A 25,441-nucleotide genomic window follows, 5' to 3' on the forward strand; every position below is an offset into this window, starting at 1 on the left:
GTTAGGGCATCACTGCCGTTATCTCTTGGCTGCCATTTGCCCCGTCCGCCCATAGATGCTGGCAGGGCGCTGCAGGCCGTAATGCTCCCTTAAAGTTGTTCCTGTATATTCACTGCGAAAAATACCGCGGTTTTGCAGCTCCGGCACCACCTTGTCCACGAACAGCTCCAGCCCCTCCGGCAAGTATGGAGGCATGACATTAAAGCCGTCTGCCGCTCCGCCGCGCCACCATTTTTCCATTTCATCGGCAATTTGCACTGGCGTGCCTACCATCGAATAATGTCCGCGCGAGGCGGCCGTTTTGATAATCAGCTGACGCATCGTCAGCTTTTCCCGGCGGGCAAGCTCCACATAAAGCTGGTAGCGTCCGCGGTGGCCATTCACTTCGCTTTGCTGCGCCAGAAAATCGACGGGTACCGGTCCATCCAGCTCAAACCCGGTCATGTCGGTGCTGAACAAATTAGAGAGACGCAGCAGACCGTAATCAAATTGGATGTGGTCATGAAGCGCGGCCTCCCTATCCCTAGCCTCAGCTTCCGTATCGCCGATAATCGGGCAAAAGCCCGGCAATATTTTCAGCTCATCCTGCTGCCTTCCATATTTCTTCATTCGCGATTTCAAATCCGTATAAAAGAGGCAGCCGTCCGCGAAGCTGTTTTGCGCCGTAAACACGACCTCCGCTGCATGCGCCGCGAATTCCTTGCCCGTCTCCGAAGCGCCGGCCTGCACCCGTACAGGCTGCCCTTGCGGGGGTCTCGGCAAATTCAGTGCGCCCCGCACCGAAAAATAGCTGCCTTCATGGCGTATCTCGTGTATGCTGCCAGGATCAGCGTAAATGCCGCTCGCCTTATCCTGCACAAGCGCATCGTCCTCCCAGCTGTCCCACAGCCGCTGCACCACTTCTAAAAACTCGGCAGCGCGCTTATAGCGCTCCCCATGCTCCGGAAGCTTCTCATCAGCAAAGTTGTGGGCAGTTGCATCATTGGTTGATGTCACAATGTTCCAAGCGGCACGGCCGCCGCTAATAAAATCAAGCGAAGCAAACTGTCGCGCCACATGATAAGGATGGCTGTAAGTCGTCGAAGCCGTACCGATTAATCCAATCCGACTAGTCAGCATAGCAAGCGCAGAAAGCAGCGTAAACGGCTCCAAGCTTTGCAGCACCTTGTACCTGATAGTCGGGGGCAGCGCATACGAATCAGCCAAAAATAAGGAATCGAGCTTGCCACGCTCCGCCGTTTGCAGCAGCTTGACGTAATAGCTGGCATTTGTAACATCCTGCGGGCTGCTTCCCGGCAGCCGCCAAGCGGCCTCATGATGGCCATTGCCCATAAGAAACACATTCAGGTGAAGCTGCCTGTCGGTCGCCTTCATTCCTTCCTCCCCTTCCACTGCCCTTTTATTGGGCAGAAATAACCGACTGCCTGGACGAAGAGCGCTCTGGCCGCTCCAGCCCGTAATGCTCCCGCAGCGTCGTGCCTTCATAATCGGTGCGGAACAGATCGCGATTTTGCAGCTCGGGAATGACCTTATCGACAAATTCCTCTAGTCCGCTCGGGAAGTAAGGCGGCATCAAATTAAAGCCATCTGCTGCCCCCTGAACAATCCAGCGCTCCATCTCATCGGCAATTTCAATCGGCGTGCCTGACATCGAATAATGTCCACGCGACGTTGCTGTCCGCAATATAAGCTGCCGGATCGTCAGGTTTTCCCGCTGCGCCAGCTCCAGATACAGCTGATGCCGCGCTTTTTGCGAATTGATTTCATGATTTTTCGCCAGCTCTGCGAAAGGCAGCGGACCATCGAGCGGATAACCGCGCAAATCCATCTTCAGCAAATTGGATAAACGGTACACCCCGTATTCCGGCTGGGTCAGCTCATTCAGCTCGCGCTCCTTCTCCTTCGCCTCCGCCGATGTATCGCCGATGACCGGACAAAAGCCCGGCAAAATTTTAATTTGCTCTGGCGAGCGGCCATATTTCGCCATCCGTCCTTTCACATCCGCATAAAAGCTCCGTCCATCCTCAAGCGTATTTTGCGCGGTAAAAACAGCCTCCGCCATACGAGAGGCAAACTCTCTGCCGGTATCCGATGCTCCCGCTTGTACCAGCACGGGATGTCCTTGCGGCGACCTTGGCAAATTCAGCGGCCCCTTTACATGGAAATGGCGGCCAACATGGTTGATTTCATGCAGCTTATCCGGGTCCACATAAAGTCCCTGCGCCTTATCGGCAACGACCGCGTCCTCTTCCCAGCTGTCCCACAGCCCTTTCGCCACCTCCATAAACTCGCCAGCCCGCTCATAACGGTCGGTATGCTCCGGCAGCGGAGCCGCGCCAAAGTTGAAGGCCGTCGCATTGCCCGTCGAGGTTACAATGTTAAAGCCCGCCCGGCCCCGGCTAATATGATCCAGCGAATTGAATTTGCGGGCCACATGGAAGGGCTCATTATAGGTTGTCGAAGCCGTCCCGATCAATCCGATGCGGCTTGTCGCAATCGCGAGTGCCGATAGCAGTGTGAACGGCTCCAGCGCCTGCTGCACCAGAAACTGCATCGTTGGCGGCAGGCCATAGGAATCGGCGAGAAATAGCGAATCCAGCTTACCCGCTTCGGCAATTTTCGCCAGCTTTATATAATAGTCGATATCCGTCACCCCATTCGGGTCGCTGCCCGGATGGCGCCATGACGCTTCGTGATGCCCTGTATTTCGCAGAAACAAGTTCAAATACATCTTCTTTTTGCCATAACTCATCTTCTACCACTCCTCAAAAGGATATAGGGTCACCCTGGAACAGGATGGCGACTCTGCGTTCTAATATTGATAACGATTTTCATTTACGATTTTAACGAAATACTTAAAGTTAATCCATGTACATTTTTGCCCTATTTTTCTATATTAAAATTATTAAAAAACTCTTAGAATCATTAGATTCCAAGAGTCTTCGGATTTTATAGAAAATTAAACTAAATTTAATGTTAATTATTTGTTAACAATTGTAAGAAGCTCACGCGCTGGGGTGCGCGGGGCAGCATGGGGAATCACTCGCGGATAGCCAATATGGAGCACGGCGACAATTTTTTCACCCGGCTGTACCCCTACCCCAGACTCATCGCGAAATTTCGGATTATACATGTAAGGATTCGACTTCCACACCATGCCAATTCCCTGCTCCCAGGCGGCAAGCTGAAGATTTTGAATGAGACAGCATACGGCCGAAAAATCCTCATCCCACTGCTTTTGACGCGGGTCCTCCTTGAGCACGACCAATAAATGCAGCGGGGTATGCATATATTCCTTCATCCGGTGCTCGCCATACTTTGCCAGCTCCTCCGGCGAGAAGGTGGACAGCACCGCATCTGCGAAAATTTTGCGCCCTTCCCCTTCATACACGATAAAACGCCAAGGCTCGCGCAAATTATGATTAGGGGCCCAGACCGCTACATCGAGCAGCTCCGTCAATGTCTCCACGGACACCACATCTTCCTTGAAAACCCTCACCGTACGCCTTTCCTTTATGAGTTGCGATACCGTATTCGGCAGAGCGGACTTGTCCGTATGCATCGTTTTCTCCTCCTTGTGTCCAGTTATGGACGATTGCGATTGCGGTACAGCAAATAGATTAAATAGGGCGCTCCAATAGCTGTCGTTATAATGCCTGTAGGGATTTCAATAGGCGGCAGCAGCGCACGTCCCAGCAGGTCGGCAGACATCACGATCAAGCCACCAACTAAAGCCGATACGCTTAGCAGCCTGCGGCTCGTCTGGCCTACCAATTGCCTCGCAATATGGGGTCCCATCAAGCCAATAAACCCAATGGTTCCGGCCATCGCGACAGAGGCGCCAGCCAAGCTTACGCTGATGAGCAATAATAGGCCGCGTGAACGCTCAACCGAGCTGCCAAGCCCGATGGATAGCTCATCGCCAAGCTTCAAAATATCCAAGGTCCGCGACATAAGAAGCGCTGCCGGAAACAAAATGAGCAGCCACGGAAGCAGCGGCCAAAAATGATCCCACGTTCTTCCATATGTACTTCCCATCAGCCAGATCATCGCCTGCTTAATGTTCTGAACGTGACGCGTCGTCATCCAAAAGGTAATATATGCGTGTGAGGCCGCGCCCACCCCTACGCCGACAAGCAGCAGCCGCATAGGTGCAGCTCCACGTCGCCAAGCAAGAAAATACGTAAGCGCAGCCGCTCCAAGCGCCCCGCTAAACGCAATAAAAGGCAGCAGCGCAATCGGCACCGATGGCAGGGCAATAATGGCGGTAACCGCCATTAAGGCAGCACCTCCGTTAATGCCAATAACACCTGGGGCAGCCAGCGGATTGCGGGTAATCCCTTGTAAAATGGCACCTGACAGCGCCAGCCCGCAGCCGACTAAAAAGGCTACCAGCGACCTTGGAAAGCGCAGCTGATTGACGACAAACTCATATTCAGGCTCGCCGATGCCTATGACCGTTTTCCACGCTTGTGACAGCGGTACAGGATATTCTCCGATCATAATGCTCATGGAGAGAACGATAAAATTGGCGGCAATCAGGACAACTATGACGGGCCACAAAGGGGCGGAGGCGGATAAAGTGAAACGGGACATTATCGCTTCTCCCTCCTTTGAGCCAAATAAATGAGGAAGGGAGCGCCTGCCATCGCCGTCACTACACCTGCCGGAAGCTCCTGATAGGGAAAAATAAAGCGAGCGGCGATATCCGCCAGCAGCAGCAACCCCGCTCCAAACAGTGCAGAATAAGGAATAATCCAGCGATAATCCAGTCCGACCATAAATCTGACGATATGCGGAACCGCAAGACCAATGAAGCCGATTGGCCCGGCAATAGCGACAGAGCCTCCCATAAGGAACATGACGATGAACAGCGCCGCCGTCTTCATTAGGCCGATTTTCAGCCCCAGCCCCTGAGCAACCTCATCGCCGAGACTAAGCAAATTAATTTGCCGGCTGAGCACCAGAGCGCCCGTGATCCCGACCAGCATGTATGGCAGCACGCGCACGAACATTTCCATACTGCCGCCGGTTAATGAACCCGCCATCCAGAAGCGCATTTCATCCAGCGACTCCTCGCTGAAAATAAGAATGCCCTGCACCATGGAGGCAAGCAGCATATTGATTGTGGCGCCCGCCAAAATCAGCTTAATGGACGTAAGGCCTCCCCGGCCCAGCGAGCCAAGCATAAATACTACGAGACAGGCAAGCCCAGCTCCGAGCAGTGCCGCCCACATATGGACAAGCGAAGACGTAAATCCAAATACAAACATGGAAATGACGAGCAGCAGCGCCGCCCCATAGTTGCTTCCGAGCATCTCGGGGCCCGCCAGCGGATTACGGCTAATCGCCTGCATAATGCTTCCCGCCATCCCGAGCGATGCTCCGACCATCATTGCCATTAGCGCACGCGGCACCCGGACCGTGCGAACGATCAGATGCTCCCTTGAGCCGTCAAATGAGGTAAACGCATCGATGACCGTATGAAGCGGAACCATTGATTTTCCTACAGCGATGCTGGCTGCAAGGCCAAGGATGACAAATACAATACCGAGCACAATGCCCATAAGCCGAATATTCAAATCCGTTCCTCCCTAAAAGCGTGGCGGCAGAGCGCCAGCTCTGCCGCAGCAGGGACACTCTGCCTACTCACCACGCTTCCAATCCCTTGAACGCAAGCGCTGATTACGCTTTGACCAGGAACTTAGCCAAATCGTCAATCATAAGATTGACGGCCTGTATGCCATGCCCGCTGAGCCAAACTTCCCAGCTTGCTACGTAGACGCGATCATTTTGCACGCCTTTGAGCGTATTCCATAGCGGATTGCTTTTAATTTTTTGCTCAAAATATTCCTGCTCGCTCTCGCGTCCGAACAAAATAATGACATCGCCGTCCAGATCGGCAATTTGTTCCTCTGTCGCATTAAAGTTAAAATCGTCATCGCCGCTTTGTACAGCTGGGCGCTTAATGCCTGCACGCTCTACTACACCGCCAGTGAACGAAGGCTTCAAGTAAACGGAAACGCGGTCCTTCCTTGGACGAAGCAGCGAAACCTCCGTCGTATTCAAGCTTTCGCCCAGCTTCGCATGAAGATCTGTAATGCGCGCATCAAATTGCTCAATCAGCTTCTTGCCCTCTGCTTCTTTGCCAACAATAGCTGCGTGCACAGCCAGATTCGCCTCCCATTGTGCGCCGCCTACCTCAGTAAATACAGTTGGCGCAATTTGTGAAAGCTGTTCATAGATAGCCTCATGGGTATCCTTGATGCCGATAATGACATCTGGCTTCAACGAGGCAATCGTCTCCAAGCTCGGCTGCTCCACTGTTCCGATATTCGTAATGCCATCTGTTCCTGTCAAATAAGTGGCGAAGCCATCATCCACCGAAATGATCGATGGCGCGCCAACCGGCTTCACGCCAAGTGCAAGTATATTATCAAGTGCCCCATTATCCAATACAACCACTTTCTGCGGATTAGGCGGAACGACTGTTTCTCCCATCACATGCTTGAAAGTACGATTTTCTGTCGATTCAGCAGCGTTTGCTTCAGCGGTTGGCTGGGCGCTTTCTCCCTCAGCTGGACTAGCACTGCTTTGCCCAGGCGATGCACCGCCAGTTCCATTTGCCGCAGCTCCGCAGCCTGATACGACGAGCATCAGCAGCAGCACCAGTACCGCACGCGCCTGCCCATTGATTTGTAACTTGAATAACATTGAAAAACCCTCCCTGTATGTATCTTTGGCCTTTAACGACCATTTTTATGAGAACTATTCTCAACGAGAATCATAAAACGTTTGGCGCTTTTTGTACATTGATCTTTTTGTCCGATTCCATATAAGATTTTATCATCTACCCCATAGTTGACAATAACCTATTTTCATAATTGACTATGATAATGATTTTCATTTACAATATACAGGATCCCATTTTTCTTATTTTTAAATATAAGCATTTATAAGTTTCACTCTTATAACGGGCTTATATTTCTCGGACTGAAACGCGCCGCGCCGCCAAAGGACAGCGACAGCCGTTTCACCTTGCAGCAACCGATGCCTCTTACCAGACTAATAGACTGGAGACGCCAAAATGAAACGTACAATGGTTTTTTTATCTTCCATTCACAAATACAGCAAACCAGCTCACACTTCTATTCAGCGGACGGCACCCGCTCCGATGCTCATCTTTCTTACCCGAGGCTCCGGACTCCTATCTATGAACGGCTATGAGCGAAAGCTCGAAGCGCTTGAGCCGCTTCTGCTGCTTCCCGGCATGTCCATACGCTTCCAAGCAGGTCGCGGAGACTTTGAATATTATGTGCTGATGCTGGATGCCGTTGGTATCGCCAAACAGCGTGAAAGCCGGAAGGTACAGCTTCCCGAGCTGCCAGCTGAGCTGTTTGGCAGCGGCATCAAGCTGCACAGCCAGCAGCAAATCTCCGAACGCATCGCACGCCTATATGAGACAGCCTCACAATCCGATAAGTTCGAAAGCAAGCCTGAACGCGAGCTGATGATTCAACTGCAATTTCAGGAGCTTTACAGCACAGTCCTGCTAGAGCTGCTGGAGCTTAATCGCATTCCAACATCTGAGAAGGGCATGCAGGATAGCATCAACTACCTTCATAAACATCTGCATGAAAAAATCAATCTGGAGCAGCTTGCCAGTGTCGCCATGCTGACGCCAACCTCCTACTCGCGCAAGTTTAAGAAGGTAATGGGCGTCACTCCCTTTGAATATTTAGCAGAGCTTCGGGTCAAGGAGGCGAAGGCCCAGCTCTCGCTGAATGGGGCGTCTGTCCGAGGTGTCTCCGAGCGGATTGGCTTTGGCAGCGAATTTTATTTCAGCCGGGTATTTAAAGCAGCGGTTGGTATTTCTCCCAATCTCTATATGAAGCGTCATCAATTAAAAATCGCTGTCGTCGCCTGCTCCAGCTTTGACGACAGCTTGCGCTCGCTCGGCATTTTTCCGATAGCCAGCATGAACTGCTTCCGTTATCCCGGCATGGGAGAAGCCGAGCATCTGCGCAAAGTGACCGGTCATATGCAGACGCTGATGCTGCTTAAACCGGACTTGATTCTCATCGATCGCTATCATCATAACTACGAGGAGCCGCTTAAACAAATTGCCTCCACCGCTTGTCTGGAGCATCATGCCGACTGGCGTATCGCCTTGCACAAAATTGCGGAGATGATCGGCTGCGAGCGAACCGAGCAGACGATGCTCAGCGAGCTGGCGCAGCAAACCGACGACGCCCGCAAGCAGCTCGGCCGCTCCGTCGGCAGCGGGAGCCTGACGTTAATGCGGGTTACGCACAACGCCGTCCGCATTCAGGGAGCGCCGGACCATCCGCTCAACGAGCTGCTGTTCACCGAGCTCGGACTAACGGCGGGTAGCTCTTCTCCAGCCATTGACCACAAGGTCGAAATGCAGCCGGAGCAGCTTAGCCGCCTGTCCATTCAATCGGATTATTTGTTCGTTCAGAAGCTTCATCATGGACCGAGCAGCGACCAAATTTTGCAGCGAATGCAAAGCAGCCCCTTCTGGAAAAAGCATGAGGCTGTCCAGAGCGGCCGTGTACGCTTCATCCCAAATTGGTATGCCATGTGCTGGACGCCGATTGGCCGCAAAACGATTATGGATTCGCTGCTCCTCTATACGGATGGACAGCATCATGCCTAGTTTTTTAACAAGGTGAAACGGCTATCGCCGTCCTTTGGCGGCGCGGCGCGTTTCATTAAGAGAAATATAGAGATGGGATAGCGCTAGGGTATCCTTTCTCTATATTTCAAAAAAAGCCTATGCGGCCGCGCTAGCGCGGCTGCATAGGCTTTTTGAATGCTTCGCCCGCAGGTTGGGGCGTAGCAGCGTTATTTTCAGGAGTGGCAATCGTGTCAGAAGGAGTTTCGGGATTTGCTCTAGCATCGCTTCTGGATTTGCTGCTGCCTCCAAGCATTTTGTAGCTCCAGCCGGCATTGAGCAGCATGAGAAAGGCAGACATGAGAAAAACTCCCCTTATGCCTACGTAGCCATAAGCTGCCCCAGACACGATGGGCCCAAGAACAGCCCCCAGGCTGACTGCGCTCGTATCAAAGCTGTATGCCCGCGTCTCCATCCCCTTCGGCACATACTGCTTAATGAGCGTTCGAACCGTCGGAATGAGCCCGCCAATGAACATGCCCAGCAAAAACCGCAGCAGCAGCAGCTGCCAATAATAAGCGACAAAATAATGCAGCAGTACGACTACGCATGCGCCGAGCATCGAGTAGCTCAAAATGCGGTGCGGGCCTGTTCGGTCAGAGCGCCTGCCGAGCAGCGGCGCAAAAATCATATTGGACACGCCCGTAACCGAGCTGACCAGCCCTACATATAAAGCCAGCATGCCCGCCTCGCCATGCAGCTCCTTGACGAACAGCGGAATAAACGGCAGAGATCCGGTCAGCGCAAACTGAATCATGACGCTGACCGCCAGCAGCGCGGGAATTTGCCGAACCCGACATAACACGAGAAAGCCGCCGATCGTGGACACATTTTGCTCGGAGTGGTGATCTTTTTTCACAAAATGATCCTTCACGACGATAGCAGTCAACAGTGCCGCCATAAACATCACCGTGCCTGTAATGAAAAAAACACTCCGCAGCCCAAGCCATTCCGCCAGCAAACCGCCAATAAGCGGCCCCATGACCGTACCGGAAATGTTGCCGGAATGCAGCGTGCCCATGGCAAAGCCCATTCGGCTGCTCGGCGTATTCGTCGATACAATGGCAGTTGCCGAAGGTGAAAACCCAGCAAAAGCGCCATTGAGCAAACGAAGCAGCAGCAGCTGCCATGGCGCCTCAGCGAAGCCCATCATCGCAATGACGATGGCCATGCCGAAGCCTGCTCGCAGCAGCATCATTTTTCTCCCATAGCGGTCGGCTATTCTTCCCCAGATGGGTTGGCAAATGAATAAGGTCACATAATGGGCGGCGAATATCGCTCCTGCCCAAAACCCCGCCTCACTGACCGAGCTTACACCCAAATCCTCAAGGAACAGCGGGAGAAAGGGGATGACCATCGTCGCGCTGCCCGTAACAAGAAAATTGCCGAGCCATAAAATGGTGAGATTCAGCCGCCAGTTAACCGCTGCCTTGTCTGCGCCACCTGCTCCGGCTGGCGCCCCTTTCCCCTTCACGCGTGGACGCCAGGCCGTGCCTCTACGCTGCGCCCGTAATGCTCCCGAAGTGTGCTGCCGGTATAATCGGTGCGGAACAAGCCGCGATTTTGCAGCTCAGGAATGACCTTGTCTACAAAGTCATCCAGCCCTGACGGCAGTGAAGGCGGCATTAAATTAAAGCCATCGGCTGCTCCTGCGACTGCCCAGCGCTCCATCGCATCAGCTATTTGTATCGGCGTTCCTGCCATGGAGAAGTGACCGCGTGAAGAAGCGGTGCGCATCATGAGCTGGCGAATGCTGAGCTTTTCCTGCTGCGCCATTTCAATAAACATTTGATGCCGGCCCTTCTGCGAATTGATTTGCTCGGTTTGCGGCAAGTCGGCATAGGGCAGCGGACCATCCAAAGGATAGGCAGAAAGGTCTATCCCAAATAAATTAGACAGCCTATATAGTCCATAATCGATTTGCACCAGCTCATGCAGCTCCTGCTCCTTTTCCTTCGCCTCTGCTTCCGTATCGCCAATGATGGCGCAGAAGCCTGGCAAAATGCAAAGGCTATCCGTACTGCGGCCGTATTTAGCCATTCTCGATTTCAAATCGCTGTAAAAGTCGCGCCCGCCCTGCAGCGTATTTTGTGCTGTAAATACGGCCTCCGCCGCCATCGCGGCAAATTCCTTGCCCGTATCCGAAGCGCCTGCCTGCACAAGCAGCGGGTGCCCCTGAGGCATGCGCGGCAAGTTCAGCGGACCGCGAACCGCATAATGCTCACCCTTATGATCAATCCGCTTTATTCGCTCGGGATTCGCATATACGCCGGACTGCTTGTCGATGATGAGTGCATCATCCTCCCAGCTGTCCCATAGCGATTTGACGACCTGCAAAAACTCCTCGGCCCGGCGATAGCGCATCGAATGCTCAGGAAGCTGCTCGTCGCGGAAATTGAAAGCCGTTGTATTGCCGGTAGAGGTCACAATATTCCAGCCGGCCCGACCTCCACTGATGAGATCCAGGGAGGCGAATTTGCGGGCAATATGAAACGGCTCATTATAAGTGGTCGAGGCAGTGCCAATGAGCCCGATATGCTTCGTTGCCATCGCAAGCGCGGACAGCAGCGTAAACGGCTCTAGCCCTTGAAGCACCTTGTATTGAATCGTAGGCGGCAGGCCATAGGAATCGGCGAGAAAAATCGAATCCAGCTTGCCCCGCTCCGCGGTCTGCGCCAGCTTTACATAATAATGCACATCGACTGCCCTCTCCGGGCTACTGTCGGGATGCCGCCATGAAGCCTCATGATGGCCGGTGCTCATCAGAAATAAATTCAGATGCAGCTGCTTTTTCGTCTGGGTCATCGTTTTCAGCTCCGTTTCTTTAATCAAGGTAAATGTGCTGCGGCTGCGCGTGGCTCAAAAACTGATGATGGGATATCGCCCAGCCGTAAGCACCTGCATAAGGAAATAACACAATGTCCCCGACACGCACCCGCTCGATATAGCTGTCACGCGCCAGCACATCTTTAGGCGTACACAGCTCGCCAGCTATCGTTACCCGGCTATCAGACAGCTGCGGACGTTCGAAGGAATAGGGCCAGCTATCCACCGCTATAATGCGGAACGGATGGCTGTGCTGCCAGGATGCCGGCAGCCTGAAATGGTGCGTACCGCCGCGCAGCAGGGCGAAGCGGCTGCCATGATTATTTTTCACCTCGGCCACCTCCGCCGCGTAATAGCCGCAAGAAGCGACAATATAGCGGCCGCATTCAAATACGAGCTTGACGCCAGGCGCACATAGCGGAGCAATCTGCTCCCGCAGCCCGTCCGTGAACCGTTCCCACTCGAATTGGCGCAGCAAATCTGCATAATTGACGCCAATTCCACCGCCTACATTGATGTAAGCGATGTTCAGATGGAACTGCTGCGTCCACTCTGCAGCGCGGCGGCAATAAAAGGCGAGCAGCTCCAAATGCCGATCTACGCTCAAATTATTCGATAGCGAATGGAAATGAAAACCATCGATTTTGATATGGCTTAACGTGCGAGACAGCTCCAGCAGTTCGGGAATTTGCTGCTCATCATTGCCGAACTGCGATTTCCGTCCCGCCATTACGAGCTTTGCATCCGGCAAAGGGATGCTTACATTTACGCGCAGCAGCACCGGCATGATTTCCCCGCGCCGAGCGGCAAGGTCATTCAATCGCAGCAGCTCATGCCTGCTTTCCACATGAATATGGCGAACCTTTCGCTCCATAGCCTCCATCAGCGCCTCATCGGTTTTGACGGGACCTCCATAAATAACCGGAATGCTAGCATCCACCTCGCGCGCTTTGCGGATTTCGCCTGCGGAAGCCGTCTCAAACCCATGAACATAAGGAGCGAGCGCTCCTATAATAGGTGCCTCGGAGTTTGCCTTCAGCGCATAAAACAGCTGGCAGAAGTTCGGCAGGCTGGCGGTCAGGCGGCTAATATGCTGTCGGAGCTCAGCCAAATGGTACAAATAAGCGCAATAGGGCTGATCGGCATGCTCCTGCTTATCCGACATTACCCGCTTCAGCACGGAGGCAGCAATCGGCTCGTCCCTGCGCTCTGCCACCGCATAAAGCGGATTGGGCAGCGTTACATAGGACGGATTTTCGCCCCGCTGGCTGAACCAGCTGGACAAATTCGCTTTGGCCGGCAGCTGAGGCGTCTGAAATAAATCGGTCATATACGGTTCAGCCCCGCTCAGCCATGAAGAACGGCGAAGTGTATGATTAACGGTGCGCCACAGCGCCAATTCCTCCACATCCAGCGAATAAGCGATGGCATGAATGAGATGACCGAAATGGTTGACCAGCACATAATATTTAAATCGATCCCATGCTTGCTTGTCTGCATAAAGTGCCGGATGGCCCTGCGGCAGTGTAAAGGCAGTCTGCCTAGTAGAGCTGTTCCCGCGTGCTGCGTAACTGGACTTCCTCCCGGAAGCTGGCTGTCCATGCCGCTCTTCGCTAAGGCTAGTCCCTTCCAAATCACGGACGTAAAAACGTGCCGGCCAGCCCCGCTCTAATGCAACTAGCGAGTTTTGCACATGGGCTTCCATGCTGACTCCATGCTCTGCAAATAGCCAAATCAGCGGTACCAGTGATATTTCAACATACCGCTCCAGCCATTGCTGGGCAAAGGAAAGATCAGGGGCCGCCTGCCGGGCATCTGCGGCAAGCTGGATGAAGGCGCCTATCGGCGCAGACTTCGGTTCCGCTCCCTCCTCAAGCAGCGCAGCGACTACTAGCGGGCTTGCCGCTTCTTCAGGTTCATTCCCTGGCGCCACATAAGCAGGGTTGCGGCGGAATACGACACCGAAGCTTGCGGCGAGTTCCGCCGCTTCTGTTGCGCTTATACCAACCTCTAGTGATTCAGATGGCACATCCTCCAGCAAATTAATCGTCTGATACCCTTCTTCAAGGATAATAGTGAACGTTTCTCCAAACGGGCTGCTTTGCTCCAGCTGTGCGAGAATTCGGCTGGCCTCAATGGTTCTGACCAGCTGCTCTGTTGGATTATTTCTCACAAAATGAGTAATACGCACTTGCAGCGGCAGCTTGATCATATAAGGGCTTTGAACATCCCAAACGGTGCGCACAGATGAGGTCGGCACCACTTCATTTCCTAGCGGGCCCAAATGCACAAGTCCGCCTTGCTCCATGAGCCGCTCGACCACAGGTAAGCGGAGCAAGTACTCCGCCTGCCAAGGATGGACCGGCATAAGAACGTAGTGCTGGCGAGCAGCAGGCAGCAGCTTCAGTGCGGCTAGGCGAACCTTCTCAGGGGTAACCGAATCGCTATTCTCGCCCACTGCTTGATCTCCAATCCACTGCTGCTGCACGAGCTCCGGCTCAGCGGCAAAATAATGCAGCGTAAACCCAGCGCCAAGCTCCGGAGCGTAGCGGACTTTATCGTCCGCCGTAAATCCCTGCGAGCTTTTCGGAGCAGGATGGAACGGATGGCCCTGCAGCATCGACTGCTCTGCCAGCCTTATTCGCCCGCTACCATACGTCCTCGCAAGCTGGATTCCGCCACTGCCTGACTCCTCTAAGAAATGGCTCATATTGCTTAATGAGCTAGCAATTTGCGCTAGAAATGCTTCTTCTTTGCTTGCATCTCGGCTTCCGCTCGCAAGCGCGAGCTCGGCCACAATAATCGCTGCTAGCCCAGCTGCACCAGCCAGCCTGCTGAACGGGGCATGACGAGCCGCCCTTCCTGTTCCCTCCACCAGCCACAGCGAGTCGCCATATTTGTGATGGCCCATCGCTGATAGCCAGCGAATAGAACCGACAATTGCCCCGCTGGAATGGGGCAGCTCCAGCATAAATGCCCCAAGGCCTCCTTCACGAGCGACAGCTGCCTGTAGCTCCGTTGGCAGCTGCTGCTCCGCATGAAGAAGCGGGCGAAAATGTCCCGCTTCCCGCATATACGCATTGAGCAGCCGCTCCACATGTGCTTGCTCCGCTATTGCCGGCGGAGCCGCGATTGTTTTCCGTTCACTCATAGCATCACCCTGCAGATGGCGCAGCTTGCTCAGCGCCAAACAATTCCAGCTCGCTGCCAATGCCCGCCTCTCTCGCCTTCCGATAAATTTCCGCGGCGCTAGCAATGTCCTCAATAGCCATGCCCATTGGATTGAGCACGATGATTTCCTCATCGTTCTCGCGTCCTGGCTTCCGGCCAGTAACCAGCTCGCCCAGCTCGCCATACAGCTGCTCGCGCGAATAATTGCCCTCCGTGACAAGCTGATGAATAATTTTTTTCTCCCGGTTCGCCTGCTGCCAATCGTCAACGACGATTTTGTCCGCGCGGAGAAAAACATCCTTTTGCAAATCCATAATCGAAATATTGCTGACGAAAGCGCCTTTTTGCAGCCAATCGAACGGAATATACGGCTGGTCGGCGACCGTGCAGGTGACGATCACTTCGCCGCTGCGCACAGCCTCTTCTGCACTCCCCGCAACCGTAATATCCACATGGTTGAAGCGCTCGCGAAGGCGCTGAGCGAAACGCTCCGCCGCCGCTGCGTTCAAATCATAAAGCTGCAGCGTCTTAATAGCTGGAAACTGTTCAAGCATCGCCTGCATCTGCATGCCGGCAATTGCGCCACAGCCGATGCAGCTTAAAGCGGCAAATTGCTTTTTCGCCAAATAACGGGCGCCAATAACGGTAACGGCTGCAGTGCGCATGCCGCTAATCAAGCTCGCCTCCAGTATCGCTACCGGATAATTGCTCTGTGGATCGTTCAGTACAATGACGCCGCTGGCCCGCTCCGCTCCAAGCCGGGATGGATTGTCATGCTTGCTTCCGATCCATTTAATACCGGATACCGGCTCGTTTCCACCCAAATGTGCGGGCATGGCGATAATTCGGTCGGCAATATGGCCGCTCTGTTCATTGACGCGCAGATACGGCTTCAGCGGCTGTACGAAATCCCCTTCCGCATGCAGCGCAAGCGCATGGCTGACCGCCTGCACATACAGCTCTGACGAATCGCCTCCCGCCCGGCGAATATCCTCACGATTCAAATACAGCATTTTATTCATACTAATGCTCCTCCTGTTTGTTCAAGCATACTAACCCAATCGTCGTTATAAATCGTATCCATGTAACGGTCCCCACGATCGGGGAATACGGTAACAATCGTCGAGGACGGAGAAATAGACGGCAGCAGCTTGCCCAATGCAGCAATAATTGACCCTGTAGAGCCCCCAGCAAAAATCCCCTCTTGTCCAAGCAGCTGCTGGCAGCCGGCTACCGATTCCAAATCGCGCACATAGATGACCTCGTCGATTTCATCCCTGCTGAGCAGCTCCGGCACGCGGCTTGCGCCAATGCCAGGAATTTCTCTCGTTCCCGGCGGACCGCCGAAAATAACGGAGCCTGCCGCATCCACTGCAATTACTTTCATATGCGGATTTGTCTCGCGCAGCCGCCGGGCAAAGCCCAAAATACTGCCAGTCGTGCTGACCGCACAAACCAAATAGTCTATTTTTTCATCAATTTGCTCTATAATTTCACTCGCCGCAGTAGAATAGTAGGCTTTCCAGTTCCACTCATTGGCGTATTGATTGATCCAGTAGGAATCCTGAATTTGGCCCAGCAGCTCATTGACCCGCTGAATCCGCGTTTTGAGATAGCCGCCCTGTTCATCCTTGACGGTCACCATATCAATGTTGGCACCTAAGCTTTTAATAATTTGCAAATTTGTTTTTGATATTTTCGGATCGACGACACAGGTTAGCTTCAGTCCCTTGATCTTCGCAACCATTGCCAGCCCGATGCCGAGATTGCCGGAGGTGCTTTCGATTAAATGCGTATTCGGCCCGATTAAGCCGCTCTCGAAGCCCTGCTCAATCATATACAGCGCAGATCGATCCTTCATGCTGCCGCCCGGATTCATCATCTCCAGCTTGGCGAACAGCCGGACGCTTGAGTCTGGAAAAATTCTTTTCAGCCGAACGAGCGGTGTTCCGCCCACACAATCTACTACGGAGGTCACTCCTGCCTCTTGCTTGTGCACCGTTTTCACATTCATCTTGTTCACACTCCCGTTTCTCTCATATGGTATAGCGGATTGGCGACAGCATGATTGCGGATCACATGCTCGCCGAACAGCCTGCGCCTCGTTAGCTGCCCGACCTCTATCGTTTCAGCAAATAGATCATAGCGCTCTGCCTTATGCAGACCGAATGTGCTCAAATAGCTTTGGATCGGCCCCGCAGCGGCTTGCCAAAACGCTGTTTCCGGAAGCCCGTAATGCTCCTCCAGAACGAGACAAAGGTCAGCCAGCATAATTTGCAAAAAAGAATCCATCAGAAAATTGCGAATCTTCTGAACATTATTCGTTTCCATAGGCGACGTGCTGTAGCTATTAGGATGCAGCGGATCGGAGTCCAGTAAATGCTCAGGTCTCGATTCCTGCTCGCCATCGCGAGTATGGAAACGCACACCGCCAGGCAAATCCCGAAGCGCAATTCGCGAAGGCACACCTTGCTTGTGAATGAGCACTAAGTTTTGACCATGCGATTCCATTGCAATGCCATGCTCGAACAGCAGATGAATGAGCGGCAGCATGCTGATTGAAAGCAGCTTATCCAGCCAGCTTCGAAGTCCTTCGCGCTGCACCCAGCTGTCGATAAACGGCTTGCCGTCTGCGCCAATATGGCATAAAACGGTGAACGGTGCTGCTTCCTCGCCCTCCTCCAAGTGGACATAGACGCTCTCGCGCCATATAGCGCCAAGCGTTCCATAGCCGGCGGCCCGTACAAGGTCTGGCAATAAATTGTAGCGGAAGGAGACGCCCGCATGCTCCTTGAGCAGCACGAGCTTAAGCTCATCGCGCAAATAGCGGTCACCAGCCACAATGCTTTCAAGCCAATCCGATAAAATCGGCGCATTCGTTACATGATGCGTTCCGAGAAGGCGTACAGCGGATGTATTGACGATGCTGATCGCGGTTTTGACATTATTTTTGAGCCGATTATTGCGATTGGACAACGAACGGATCGACTGCTGCGGAGAATAATGATCTCCTTCTTCGCCGAGCACAACGATACGCCCGCTGGCCATGAACCGGAAATATAGGGGAGCGATTTTCTCCCGCCACTGCCAGGGATGAACCGGGACGAACGTAAATTCCGCCGCCGCAAGCCCTTGCTGCTCCAGCTTTTGTACAAACCTTGCAACAGTCTCCTCGCCAAGCTCACGGGCAATATGCTCCGCCCATGAACGATCTTGGGATACGGCGAAAATCAGATCCTCCTTATGGACCGCTAGCCACACCAGCTGAAACCGTCCATGAAATTCCGGGCCATACTGCGCATTATCCTCCAATTGAAAGCCGATTCGCGATTTGAAGCACGGATGATACGGATGCGCCTCAATAACGTCGCCCTCCAAATCCGCCAGCTCCCGGCTGCCCCTAACCGGATGCAGCAGGCGGTGACTGCGGGCAGCCGCTTCCTTGATCAGCGTCTGCTCGATCTCCTGCGTGAAGCGCTCTAGGTACCGCGGCTCCTCCACCATCGCAGAAACGATTTCCTGCAAAAATAACGCAATATCCTCGGCTTCCTGCCCGATTCCATCCTGATGCTCAGCTGCCTGCCTAAACAGCGGCTGATCGGTTAAGCGAAGCTTGCCGAAGCTCAGCTTGCGCCTGAATGCACAGCGATAATAGACGAGACGCCCCTCGGCATCCATTCCTGTAATCGTTATCTCCTCTGCTCCATCAGCAGCGATAACGCTGTCGTAAGCAATCATCTGCTCATACAGCAGCGCCTCCAGCAGCTGGCGGAATACACGCCGCCGCGCTGGCGGATAAGCCTCCGAATGGACAATCTCCACTATCCCCGCCTCGGGCTGCGTCAGCTCAAGTGCCTTCATTTCTTGTTCTCCTCCTCTATGCAGTCCGATTGGTCACGGCGAGCTTCACGGTCAGCTTTGCGATTACTGTCACGGTAGCCAGCCAAGGCATTCGCAATCCAGTGATCCCGCTCTCCGCCATCTCCTCGCAGCCTGCGGGCAGCAAGCAGCCCGACGAAAACTTGATTTTCAAACAGATTATAGGCCTGAAACTGCTCTGCCAGCTGCGGAAAATCCCGTTCATACTGGCCGATCGCATCCGCAACCGCCTGCCAGAAATGCTGCTCCGCGAATGAATAATGCGTATTCAAAAACAAAGCCAGCTCCGCCAAATTCACAAAAAACAAAGCGTTATGCACCACGTCCCGAACCTCATGCTTAACATCCGTTTCCGGTAATGCCGCAGGGTTCGCATTTTCTCCGTTATAAAATAATACGCCGCCGGAAAAGTCCTTTACGGCGAGCCGCGACGGTACGCCGCTGCGATGCAGCAGCACGAGATTTTGCGCATGCGCTTCAACTGCGGCCCCATGAGCGAACAACAAGTGGAGCAGCGGACGCAAAACAACGCTGAGCAATTGGTGAAGCCATACCTCTACTCCCGACGCTTGCACCCATGGCGCGATAAAGGGCTGCCCGCCCTGCCTAACATGGCATAGTGCCGTAAATGGAACCGCCTGCTCACCCTGATCTGCATAAAGATGGACGCTGTCCCGCCATAAGGCGCAAAGGGTTCCTTCTGCTCGCCCGCGCACGGACTGTGGAAGCCGTTCATAACGATAAGAAACACCGAGCCGCTCCTGCAATAAAATCAGCCGCAGCGTTTCGCTCAAATACCGATCCCCCGCCACCATAGCCGCAAGACGGGCCGAAGATCTCGGACCATTCCTCGCATGCCGCGGACTAATTGTCCGCATCGATGATGTATTGCGAATGCTTAGCGGCAATTTAATCGACAGCCCCTTAAGCTCTGTGCGGTTAGCTAAAGTACGAATGGACTGTTGTGGCGAGTAGAGGTGACGGCTTTCGCCTAATACGACGATTTTTCCTGAAGCGATCTCCTTGAAAAATAAACCGGAGAGCACCTCCCGCCACTGCCATGGATGTACAGGCATATATACATAATCCTTTGGCTCGCTGCCTTTCTGCTCCAATCGCTGATCCCACTGCGTGAGCAGCTCCGCGCCAACATCTGCAAGGATAAGCCCGCGTCCATCTATCCCTTCGGACGACGTCATTTCCACATCCTCCTGCCAGACGGCGAGCCAGAGCAGCCGAAACTGCGGATGAAATTCCGGACTGTACGCCTCGTTATCAGCCATCGAAAATCCGATTCTCGACTTGAAGCATGGATGGTACGGGTGCCCTTCCAGCACATCTCCCTCAAGCTCGTCGTAGCTGCGGCTGCCGCCCCGCTTATTGCTCTCCTCCTCGCTTACCCACTGCAAGGCAGCGGCTTCCTTCAGCAGCGTCTGCTCCAGCTCTGCGGCAAAGGCGCTGATCTGGCTAGGTGCCTCAGCAAGCGAGCGGGCCATTTCCTCCAGAAAGAGGGCAATATCCTGCGCCTCTTCCTGCCTTCCATCCTGAAGGCGATTTATGATGCTGTTCGTCAGCTTTATTTTCCCAAAACTTAGCATTTTTCTGCCTTGGCAGCTATAATGGACCGGCCGCTCTTGATCATCGCGACCGAAAATAAGTATTTCCAGCTGGCCATCCCGCTGCTCTGTGCATGTGAAAACGGGGAGACTTTCAAATACGAGCGCTTCAATCAGTTGGGTGAACACCCGCCTTCTCGCCCTCTGAAAAGCCTGTGAGCTTGCCAGTTCGCCTATTGCTGCCTTATTCGCGTAAGCCATTCCCGTTTGAAGCACCTCCTGGAATTTTTAATTGATTTTCATTATCAATGATATCGACAACGCCTGCGACCGTCCATGTAGCATTTTGTCCGATTTTACCAATTGCTGCCCCTCCAAGGTGAAACGGCTGTCGCCGTCCTTTGGCGGCGCAGCGCGTTTCAGTCCGAGAAATATAAGTCCTATTTATAAGCTACAACTTATAAATTCTTATATTTGCAAAAAAAAAAGCAGGAACCTGGATGAACTCCAGCATTCCTGCTTTATTAAACCTACACCTGTATATGGGCCTGCTTATTCCGTTGTTGGCTCGGAATGATTCGGTTTCGGCGGGCGGTTTTTGCCGCGATAAGGCGATTTCTGGCGCTGCGGCTGAGCCGGCGCCCCTTCATTGCTTTCAGCGGAAGCGGCGATTTCCTTGCTTGCCGCAAGTCCTCTTGGCGGCTTCTTGCCGCCGCTGCGATCTGCACGCTCTACGCCCCCGCTACTGCCGCCATTCGGCCGGTAGCTGCGGCGCTCACGCTGCTTGCCACCGCTGCGCTGCGCAGAATCCTCGCTGCGATTGCCGGAGCTGCCGCGCGAAGTATGGCTTTGACTTTGCTGGCTTTGCTTCTGACCCTGATTCAGAGCACGTGGTTCACCAGGAGACTTGGCTGCCGGAGCATTCGTCTGCACGAGGCCATCCTCCTCCTGCCCAGCCGTCTGAAAAGCTTCCTCCAGCGCCATGAACAGCTTGTCGTTGAGATCAGCCGTCAGTGCATCCTCCTCGTCCACTTCCTCAAGCTCGGGAGACTGCTTCACGCTTCCGGTCTTCTCCAGCACAAAGTAAGGGCAGCCGAAGTTGCAATATTCATTAATGTAATCCGACGCATAGGAGAACATCGTATCACGAGTTGACTTCATATGATTGTCTTTGAAAAAACCTTTCAGGCGCAACTGGCTATAGCCCCAGTCGCCAACGATATAATCATACCGCTCCAGCACCTCGCTGTAGCGGGCACGAAAGGCCTCTTGATTCCAGCCATTTCTGTTCTCATGAACAAGCTCATATATTTTACCACCGATTTGAATCAAGACGACTTCCCACCTCTCGAAGCTTCAGTTCAAGCCTTATACGCTGCTCAGCTCGCGCTCTTCAGCGGCAACAGCGGAATCCGTCTGCTCATGCGCATGATAGGAGCTGCGAACGAGCGGGCCGGACTCAACATGCCGGAATCCACGCTTCAATCCTTCTTCCTTCAAAGCGGCAAATTCATCGGGATGCACGTAACGAACTAGCGGCAGATGGTTTGGCGTTGGCTGCAAGTATTGGCCTAAAGTCAAAATGTTGCAATCCACCGCACGCAAATCATCCATCGTTTTCAAAATTTCTTCAAACGTCTCGCCAAGGCCTAGCATAATGCTCGACTTCGTCGGAATTTTCGGATTCATCGCTTTCGCGCGTTTAAGCAGCTCCAGTGAACGGGCATATTTGGCCCGGGCACGCACGCGGTCAGAAAGGCGCTCAACCGTTTCAATATTATGGTTCAAAATATCAGGCTTCGCGTCCATTACCACTTGAAGCGCGGCTTCATTGCCTAGGAAATCCGGAATGAGCACTTCGACGCGGCAAAACATAACGCGCTCGCGAATCGCTTGAATCGTTCCGGCGAAAATAGATGCGCCGCCATCCTTCAAATCATCGCGTGCAACGGACGTTACGACGCAGTGGCGCAAACCCATCTGCTCCGCTGCTTCAGCAACGCGTTCCGGCTCCTGTGTATCAAGCTCCGTTGGCATACCCGTCTTCACCGCACAGAAGCGGCAAGCCCGCGTACAAATGTCACCTAATATCATAAAGGTTGCTGTACGATTCGCCCAGCATTCATAAATATTTGGACAGCGCGCTTCCTCGCATACCGTATGCAGCGTCTTGGTGCGCATCATGTCTTTAATTTCGGCATAATTGCCGTCAGTCGTTAATTTAATGCGAAGCCAATCCGGCTTCGGCAGTTTTTCTGTTTGTTTGGTTGGTTTCATCCGGCATCCCTGCTTTCACTCCATTTAACAAGGCCCTACCCTTAAACGCAACAATGGCTGCATTTCAAAATAAGTCCTGGCCGTATCACTTTCGCTATTATAGCATGTTTCTTCCCTATGTAGCACGTTATCACACATTAGATTCATTCGAAATTCAGATAAAAGCTATACAGATTTACGATGGATAACGAGTGTACATGCTTCGCATAAAAACCAATGATTTGCAAAACCTAACCATCAAGCCATACAGCTACAGAAAGGATGGACAGCTTGAAACAGACCGTGCGATTTGCAGCAGCACTCACACTTTCCGCCTGCCTCATAACCGGGCACTTGGGGCATGCCCATTCGGCATCCCGGCCTGCTGAGCATAAGGATGAAAGCCTTTTGCCAGCCCAGTCCACACCCCAAGCTGCCGAAGTGTTCGCCAACAGGCAAACGTTATATGACAAGTTAAGCTTGATGACGGGCATTCCCTGGCCGCAGCTTGCCGCTATCGATCAATATGAGCGCACCCTGTCCAGCGCACGCCCGAAATCGCGGCCGCTTCTAGGCCAAACCGTTGGCGTCTTTATTGAGCAGGATCAATGGAGCGGCCTGCTGAATCCGAATAAAGCCGACATATCACCGCTTTCCATTCGCTGGTTCAACGGCATTGGCCGGGACGGTGATGGCGACGGGCAAGCGGAACGCACCAACGATTCCGATTTGCTGTATGCGATAGCAAGCAAAATTTTGCAGCATGGAACGACCGCGGATGATTTGGCCATCGGGCTATGGGAATATTATCATAACAGCCGCTCTGTCCAGCGCATTCAGCAGTTTGCGCGTATTTATGAAGCGTTTGGGCGGCTGGATCTGTTTGAGCATGCTTTTCCGCTGCCTGTCGGGCATAACTATTCGTATAAAAGCACTTGGGGAAACGCCCGCAGCTGGGGCGGCAGACGCAGCCACGAAGGCACCGATCTGTTCGCCGGCTACGGCCTCTCGGTCAAAAGCACCTGCTACGGCATTATCGAGGTGAAGGGCTGGAACCCGTTCGGCGGCTGGCGCATTGGCATCCGTGATCTCAACAATTATTACCATTATTACGCGCACCTATCCGGTTTCGACAAATCGCTGACCGCTGGAACGGTAGTCAAGCCGGGACAAGTGATTGGCTGGGTCGGAAGCTCAGGCTATGGCAAGCCGGGAACCCAGGGCAAATTCCCGCCCCATCTTCACTACGGCATATACCGCGACCGCGGACTCATCGAATGGTCCTTTGATCCGTACCCGCTGCTGAAGGCATGGGAGCGCGAAGAACTGCGACGAGCAAGGTGAAACGGCTGGCGCCTTCCTTGGCGGCACAGCGCGTTTCATTCCGAGAAAATCCGTACCGCTAATTGCTGGCCGCTGGCCGGCAGCTAGCGGTTTTTTTCATAGGCGGCAGCATAATTTTCGCTTTATTTTTATTGGTAGCCTGATTTAATGATGACAAACATGTTGTCACTAATGGCATGCTATACTGGGTTAAAAAGGGAGGGAGGCTCCGTTTGAAAAGGAATGATCGCCTCATTGCCATTATGATGGCCTTGCAGCAGCGGCCCGAGACAGCGCAGGCTTTGGCCAGCAAGCTGGAGGTATCCAAACGAACGATTCTTCGCGATATGCAGGCGCTAGCCGAGATGGGAATACCGTTGTATGCCCTATCGGGACCTGCTGGAGGCTTCCGACTAATGGATGGCTATAAGCTGCCGCCGCTGCATTTCGATTCGCAGGAAGCACTCGCTGTGTTATTTTCCCTGAATGCCATGACCAAAATGGCCGACACCCCTTTTAACCAAGCACGTTTTACAGCTATTGATAAAATTCGGGCCACCATGCCGGAGCATATTTTGCAGCATATAGAGCCGATCTTGGATCGTTTAGAAATTTCGATTCCCGAACGGAGCTACAAAACGCCGCTACTAGAGAAGCTGCTGCAATATGCAGGAACATCGATCTGGATTCGCGCCTTCTATCGCTCCGAGCAGCATCAAAGATCGCTTGAGCTGCTGCCCCTCCGGCTCTACACAGCGCATGGCTTCTGGTATTGTGAGGCTTATTCCTTACTGCATGAAGAGCAGCGCACATTCCGCGTTGACCGTTTTGTGGAATTGGAGCCCATCGAGCCGCCGCCAGCGGCCTCAGCCTACTTGGACAAGGCTATATCGGCGGAGCCCGGTGCAATGAAGCTCGTTCACATCGCTGCTCAATTAACGTATCGGGGAGCATTACTCGCCGAGCAGGACCCTCATTTCGGGCAACTGGTCAAGCAGGTCGATAGCCAGCTGTGGCAGCTTGAAATGGATTTGCCCATGTCCGAATGGGACTGGGCCGTTCAATTTTTCACCTATATCGGCATGGATGCCGAAGTGACGCAGCCGCCTGCACTGCGAAAAGCGATCTATCAACGAGTGTGCCAGCTCGCTGCCCGCTATGAACAACATGAATAAATAATCGACCAAACAAGGAGACGATACATGATGTCAGGAACATTTACAGTTAGAGATCATTTACTGGAGGAATTAGAGCTGTCCGTTCGGACAAGCTGTTCCTTAATTGCCCAAATCCAGCCATCCGAATGGGGCTTTCGCCCGCAGGACAATATGCGTTCCCTGCTTGAGCTCGTTCATCATTTGGTAGCTATTCCGGCGAGCGATCTTGCCATTTTGCAGGAGAAGACAGAGCATGAAGTTGCAGAGGTTGAAAATGGAGCCGCTGGCATCACGAGCCCAGACGAGCTGATTCAGCGTTTTCAAACCAACCTTGAAACATTCAAGCAGTATATCCTTTCCTTAAGCGAGGAGGAGCTGCTGAATCAATCATCTAAAGCTTATTATTTGGAGCATGGCATGGTTCAGGTCAAATGGCTTATTGAGGTCGTTACCCATACGTTCCACCATCGCTCGCAGCTTTACAACTACTTGAAGCAAAACGGGCATGACTTAAATTTCTTCATGCTGTACATGTAATTTTTGCTTAACAATGAAACAACATGAATCCCTAATGA

Annotated in this window: 19 protein-coding genes; 4 read left to right on the forward strand and 15 right to left on the reverse strand. The window is 53.2% G+C overall.

The window, feature by feature from the left end; translation table 11 throughout:
• Nucleotides 1-18 precede the first annotated feature (18 nt).
• The 6 genes from ACSR9A_RS26570 to ACSR9A_RS26595 all read right to left on the reverse strand — a co-directional run bounded on the left by ACSR9A_RS26570 (nucleotide 19) and on the right by ACSR9A_RS26595 (nucleotide 6,714).
• The gene (locus tag ACSR9A_RS26570; protein ID WP_473760964.1) at nucleotides 19-1,374 is read right to left on the reverse strand and encodes an LLM class flavin-dependent oxidoreductase; all 1,356 of its coding nucleotides are present in this window, start codon (nucleotides 1,372-1,374) and stop codon (nucleotides 19-21) included.
• A gap of 25 nt (nucleotides 1,375-1,399) precedes the next feature.
• Complete coding sequence (locus tag ACSR9A_RS26575) at nucleotides 1,400-2,752, reverse strand: LLM class flavin-dependent oxidoreductase (RefSeq protein ID WP_473760966.1); 1,353 nt, start codon at nucleotides 2,750-2,752, stop codon at nucleotides 1,400-1,402.
• A gap of 228 nt (nucleotides 2,753-2,980) precedes the next feature.
• Complete coding sequence (locus ACSR9A_RS26580) at nucleotides 2,981-3,562, reverse strand: nitroreductase family protein (protein WP_473760968.1); 582 nt, start codon at nucleotides 3,560-3,562, stop codon at nucleotides 2,981-2,983.
• 23 nt (nucleotides 3,563-3,585) lie between these two features.
• Nucleotides 3,586-4,596 carry a FecCD family ABC transporter permease gene (locus tag ACSR9A_RS26585; RefSeq protein WP_473760971.1) on the reverse strand — a complete coding sequence of 337 codons (1,011 nt, stop codon included), beginning with the start codon at nucleotides 4,594-4,596 and terminating at the stop codon, nucleotides 3,586-3,588.
• On the reverse strand, nucleotides 4,596-5,582 hold the full coding sequence (locus ACSR9A_RS26590) for a FecCD family ABC transporter permease (protein WP_473760974.1): 987 nt from the start codon (nucleotides 5,580-5,582) through the stop codon (nucleotides 4,596-4,598). Before ACSR9A_RS26590 ends, ACSR9A_RS26585 begins: the two co-directional genes overlap by 1 nt.
• Nucleotides 5,583-5,685: 103 nt before the next feature.
• Entirely contained in the window at nucleotides 5,686-6,714 is a 1,029-nt protein-coding gene (locus tag ACSR9A_RS26595) for an ABC transporter substrate-binding protein (RefSeq protein ID WP_473760977.1), read from the reverse strand.
• A gap of 373 nt (nucleotides 6,715-7,087) precedes the next feature.
• On the opposite strand from ACSR9A_RS26595, the gene ACSR9A_RS26600 reads away from it, so the two are divergent.
• Complete coding sequence (locus tag ACSR9A_RS26600; RefSeq protein WP_473760980.1) at nucleotides 7,088-8,680, forward strand: helix-turn-helix domain-containing protein; 1,593 nt, start codon at nucleotides 7,088-7,090, stop codon at nucleotides 8,678-8,680.
• 130 nt (nucleotides 8,681-8,810) lie between these two features.
• Here ACSR9A_RS26600 and ACSR9A_RS26605 read toward each other — a convergent pair whose 3' ends face one another.
• The 9 genes from ACSR9A_RS26605 to lipA form a co-directional block, all read right to left on the reverse strand.
• Nucleotides 8,811-10,172, reverse strand: a complete 1,362-nt coding sequence (locus ACSR9A_RS26605; RefSeq protein WP_473760982.1) for an MFS transporter — start codon at nucleotides 10,170-10,172, stop codon at nucleotides 8,811-8,813.
• Complete coding sequence (locus ACSR9A_RS26610; RefSeq protein WP_473760985.1) at nucleotides 10,169-11,503, reverse strand: LLM class flavin-dependent oxidoreductase; 1,335 nt, start codon at nucleotides 11,501-11,503, stop codon at nucleotides 10,169-10,171. Before ACSR9A_RS26610 ends, ACSR9A_RS26605 begins: the two co-directional genes overlap by 4 nt.
• 19 nt (nucleotides 11,504-11,522) lie before the next feature.
• Nucleotides 11,523-14,735, reverse strand: coding sequence for an IucA/IucC family protein (locus ACSR9A_RS26615; protein WP_473760988.1), 3,213 nt, complete (start codon nucleotides 14,733-14,735; stop codon nucleotides 11,523-11,525).
• Complete coding sequence (gene sbnB, locus ACSR9A_RS26620; RefSeq protein ID WP_473760991.1) at nucleotides 14,680-15,717, reverse strand: 2,3-diaminopropionate biosynthesis protein SbnB; 1,038 nt, start codon at nucleotides 15,715-15,717, stop codon at nucleotides 14,680-14,682. Before sbnB ends, ACSR9A_RS26615 begins: the two co-directional genes overlap by 56 nt.
• The gene (sbnA, locus tag ACSR9A_RS26625) at nucleotides 15,714-16,709 is read right to left on the reverse strand and encodes a 2,3-diaminopropionate biosynthesis protein SbnA (protein ID WP_473760993.1); all 996 of its coding nucleotides are present in this window, start codon (nucleotides 16,707-16,709) and stop codon (nucleotides 15,714-15,716) included. The genes sbnB and sbnA overlap by 4 nt, the downstream gene beginning before the upstream one ends.
• Nucleotides 16,710-16,714: 5 nt before the next feature.
• Nucleotides 16,715-18,556 (reverse strand): IucA/IucC family protein, encoded by a 1,842-nt coding sequence (locus tag ACSR9A_RS26630; protein WP_473760996.1) that lies wholly within the window; start codon nucleotides 18,554-18,556, stop codon nucleotides 16,715-16,717.
• Entirely contained in the window at nucleotides 18,553-20,391 is a 1,839-nt protein-coding gene (locus ACSR9A_RS26635; RefSeq protein ID WP_473760998.1) for an IucA/IucC family protein, read from the reverse strand. Before ACSR9A_RS26635 ends, ACSR9A_RS26630 begins: the two co-directional genes overlap by 4 nt.
• Before the next feature lie 291 nt (nucleotides 20,392-20,682).
• Nucleotides 20,683-21,462, reverse strand: a complete 780-nt coding sequence (locus ACSR9A_RS26640) for a YutD family protein (protein ID WP_473760999.1) — start codon at nucleotides 21,460-21,462, stop codon at nucleotides 20,683-20,685.
• Between the two features lie 36 nt (nucleotides 21,463-21,498).
• Nucleotides 21,499-22,407, reverse strand: coding sequence for a lipoyl synthase (lipA, locus tag ACSR9A_RS26645; RefSeq protein WP_099519069.1), 909 nt, complete (start codon nucleotides 22,405-22,407; stop codon nucleotides 21,499-21,501).
• 261 nt (nucleotides 22,408-22,668) lie between these two features.
• Between lipA and ACSR9A_RS26650 the strand changes: the two genes are divergently transcribed.
• The 3 genes from ACSR9A_RS26650 to ACSR9A_RS26660 all read left to right on the forward strand — a co-directional run bounded on the left by ACSR9A_RS26650 (nucleotide 22,669) and on the right by ACSR9A_RS26660 (nucleotide 25,403).
• Nucleotides 22,669-23,730 (forward strand): M23 family metallopeptidase, encoded by a 1,062-nt coding sequence (locus ACSR9A_RS26650; RefSeq protein ID WP_473761001.1) that lies wholly within the window; start codon nucleotides 22,669-22,671, stop codon nucleotides 23,728-23,730.
• 212 nt (nucleotides 23,731-23,942) lie between these two features.
• Nucleotides 23,943-24,884 (forward strand): helix-turn-helix transcriptional regulator, encoded by a 942-nt coding sequence (locus ACSR9A_RS26655; RefSeq protein ID WP_473761002.1) that lies wholly within the window; start codon nucleotides 23,943-23,945, stop codon nucleotides 24,882-24,884.
• 30 nt (nucleotides 24,885-24,914) lie between these two features.
• Nucleotides 24,915-25,403: a DinB family protein gene (locus ACSR9A_RS26660; RefSeq protein ID WP_473761266.1), complete on the forward strand. Its 489-nt coding sequence runs from the start codon at nucleotides 24,915-24,917 to the stop codon at nucleotides 25,401-25,403.
• Nucleotides 25,404-25,441: the final 38 nt, after the last annotated feature.

The organism is Paenibacillus sp. R-74696 (assembly GCF_055814915.1).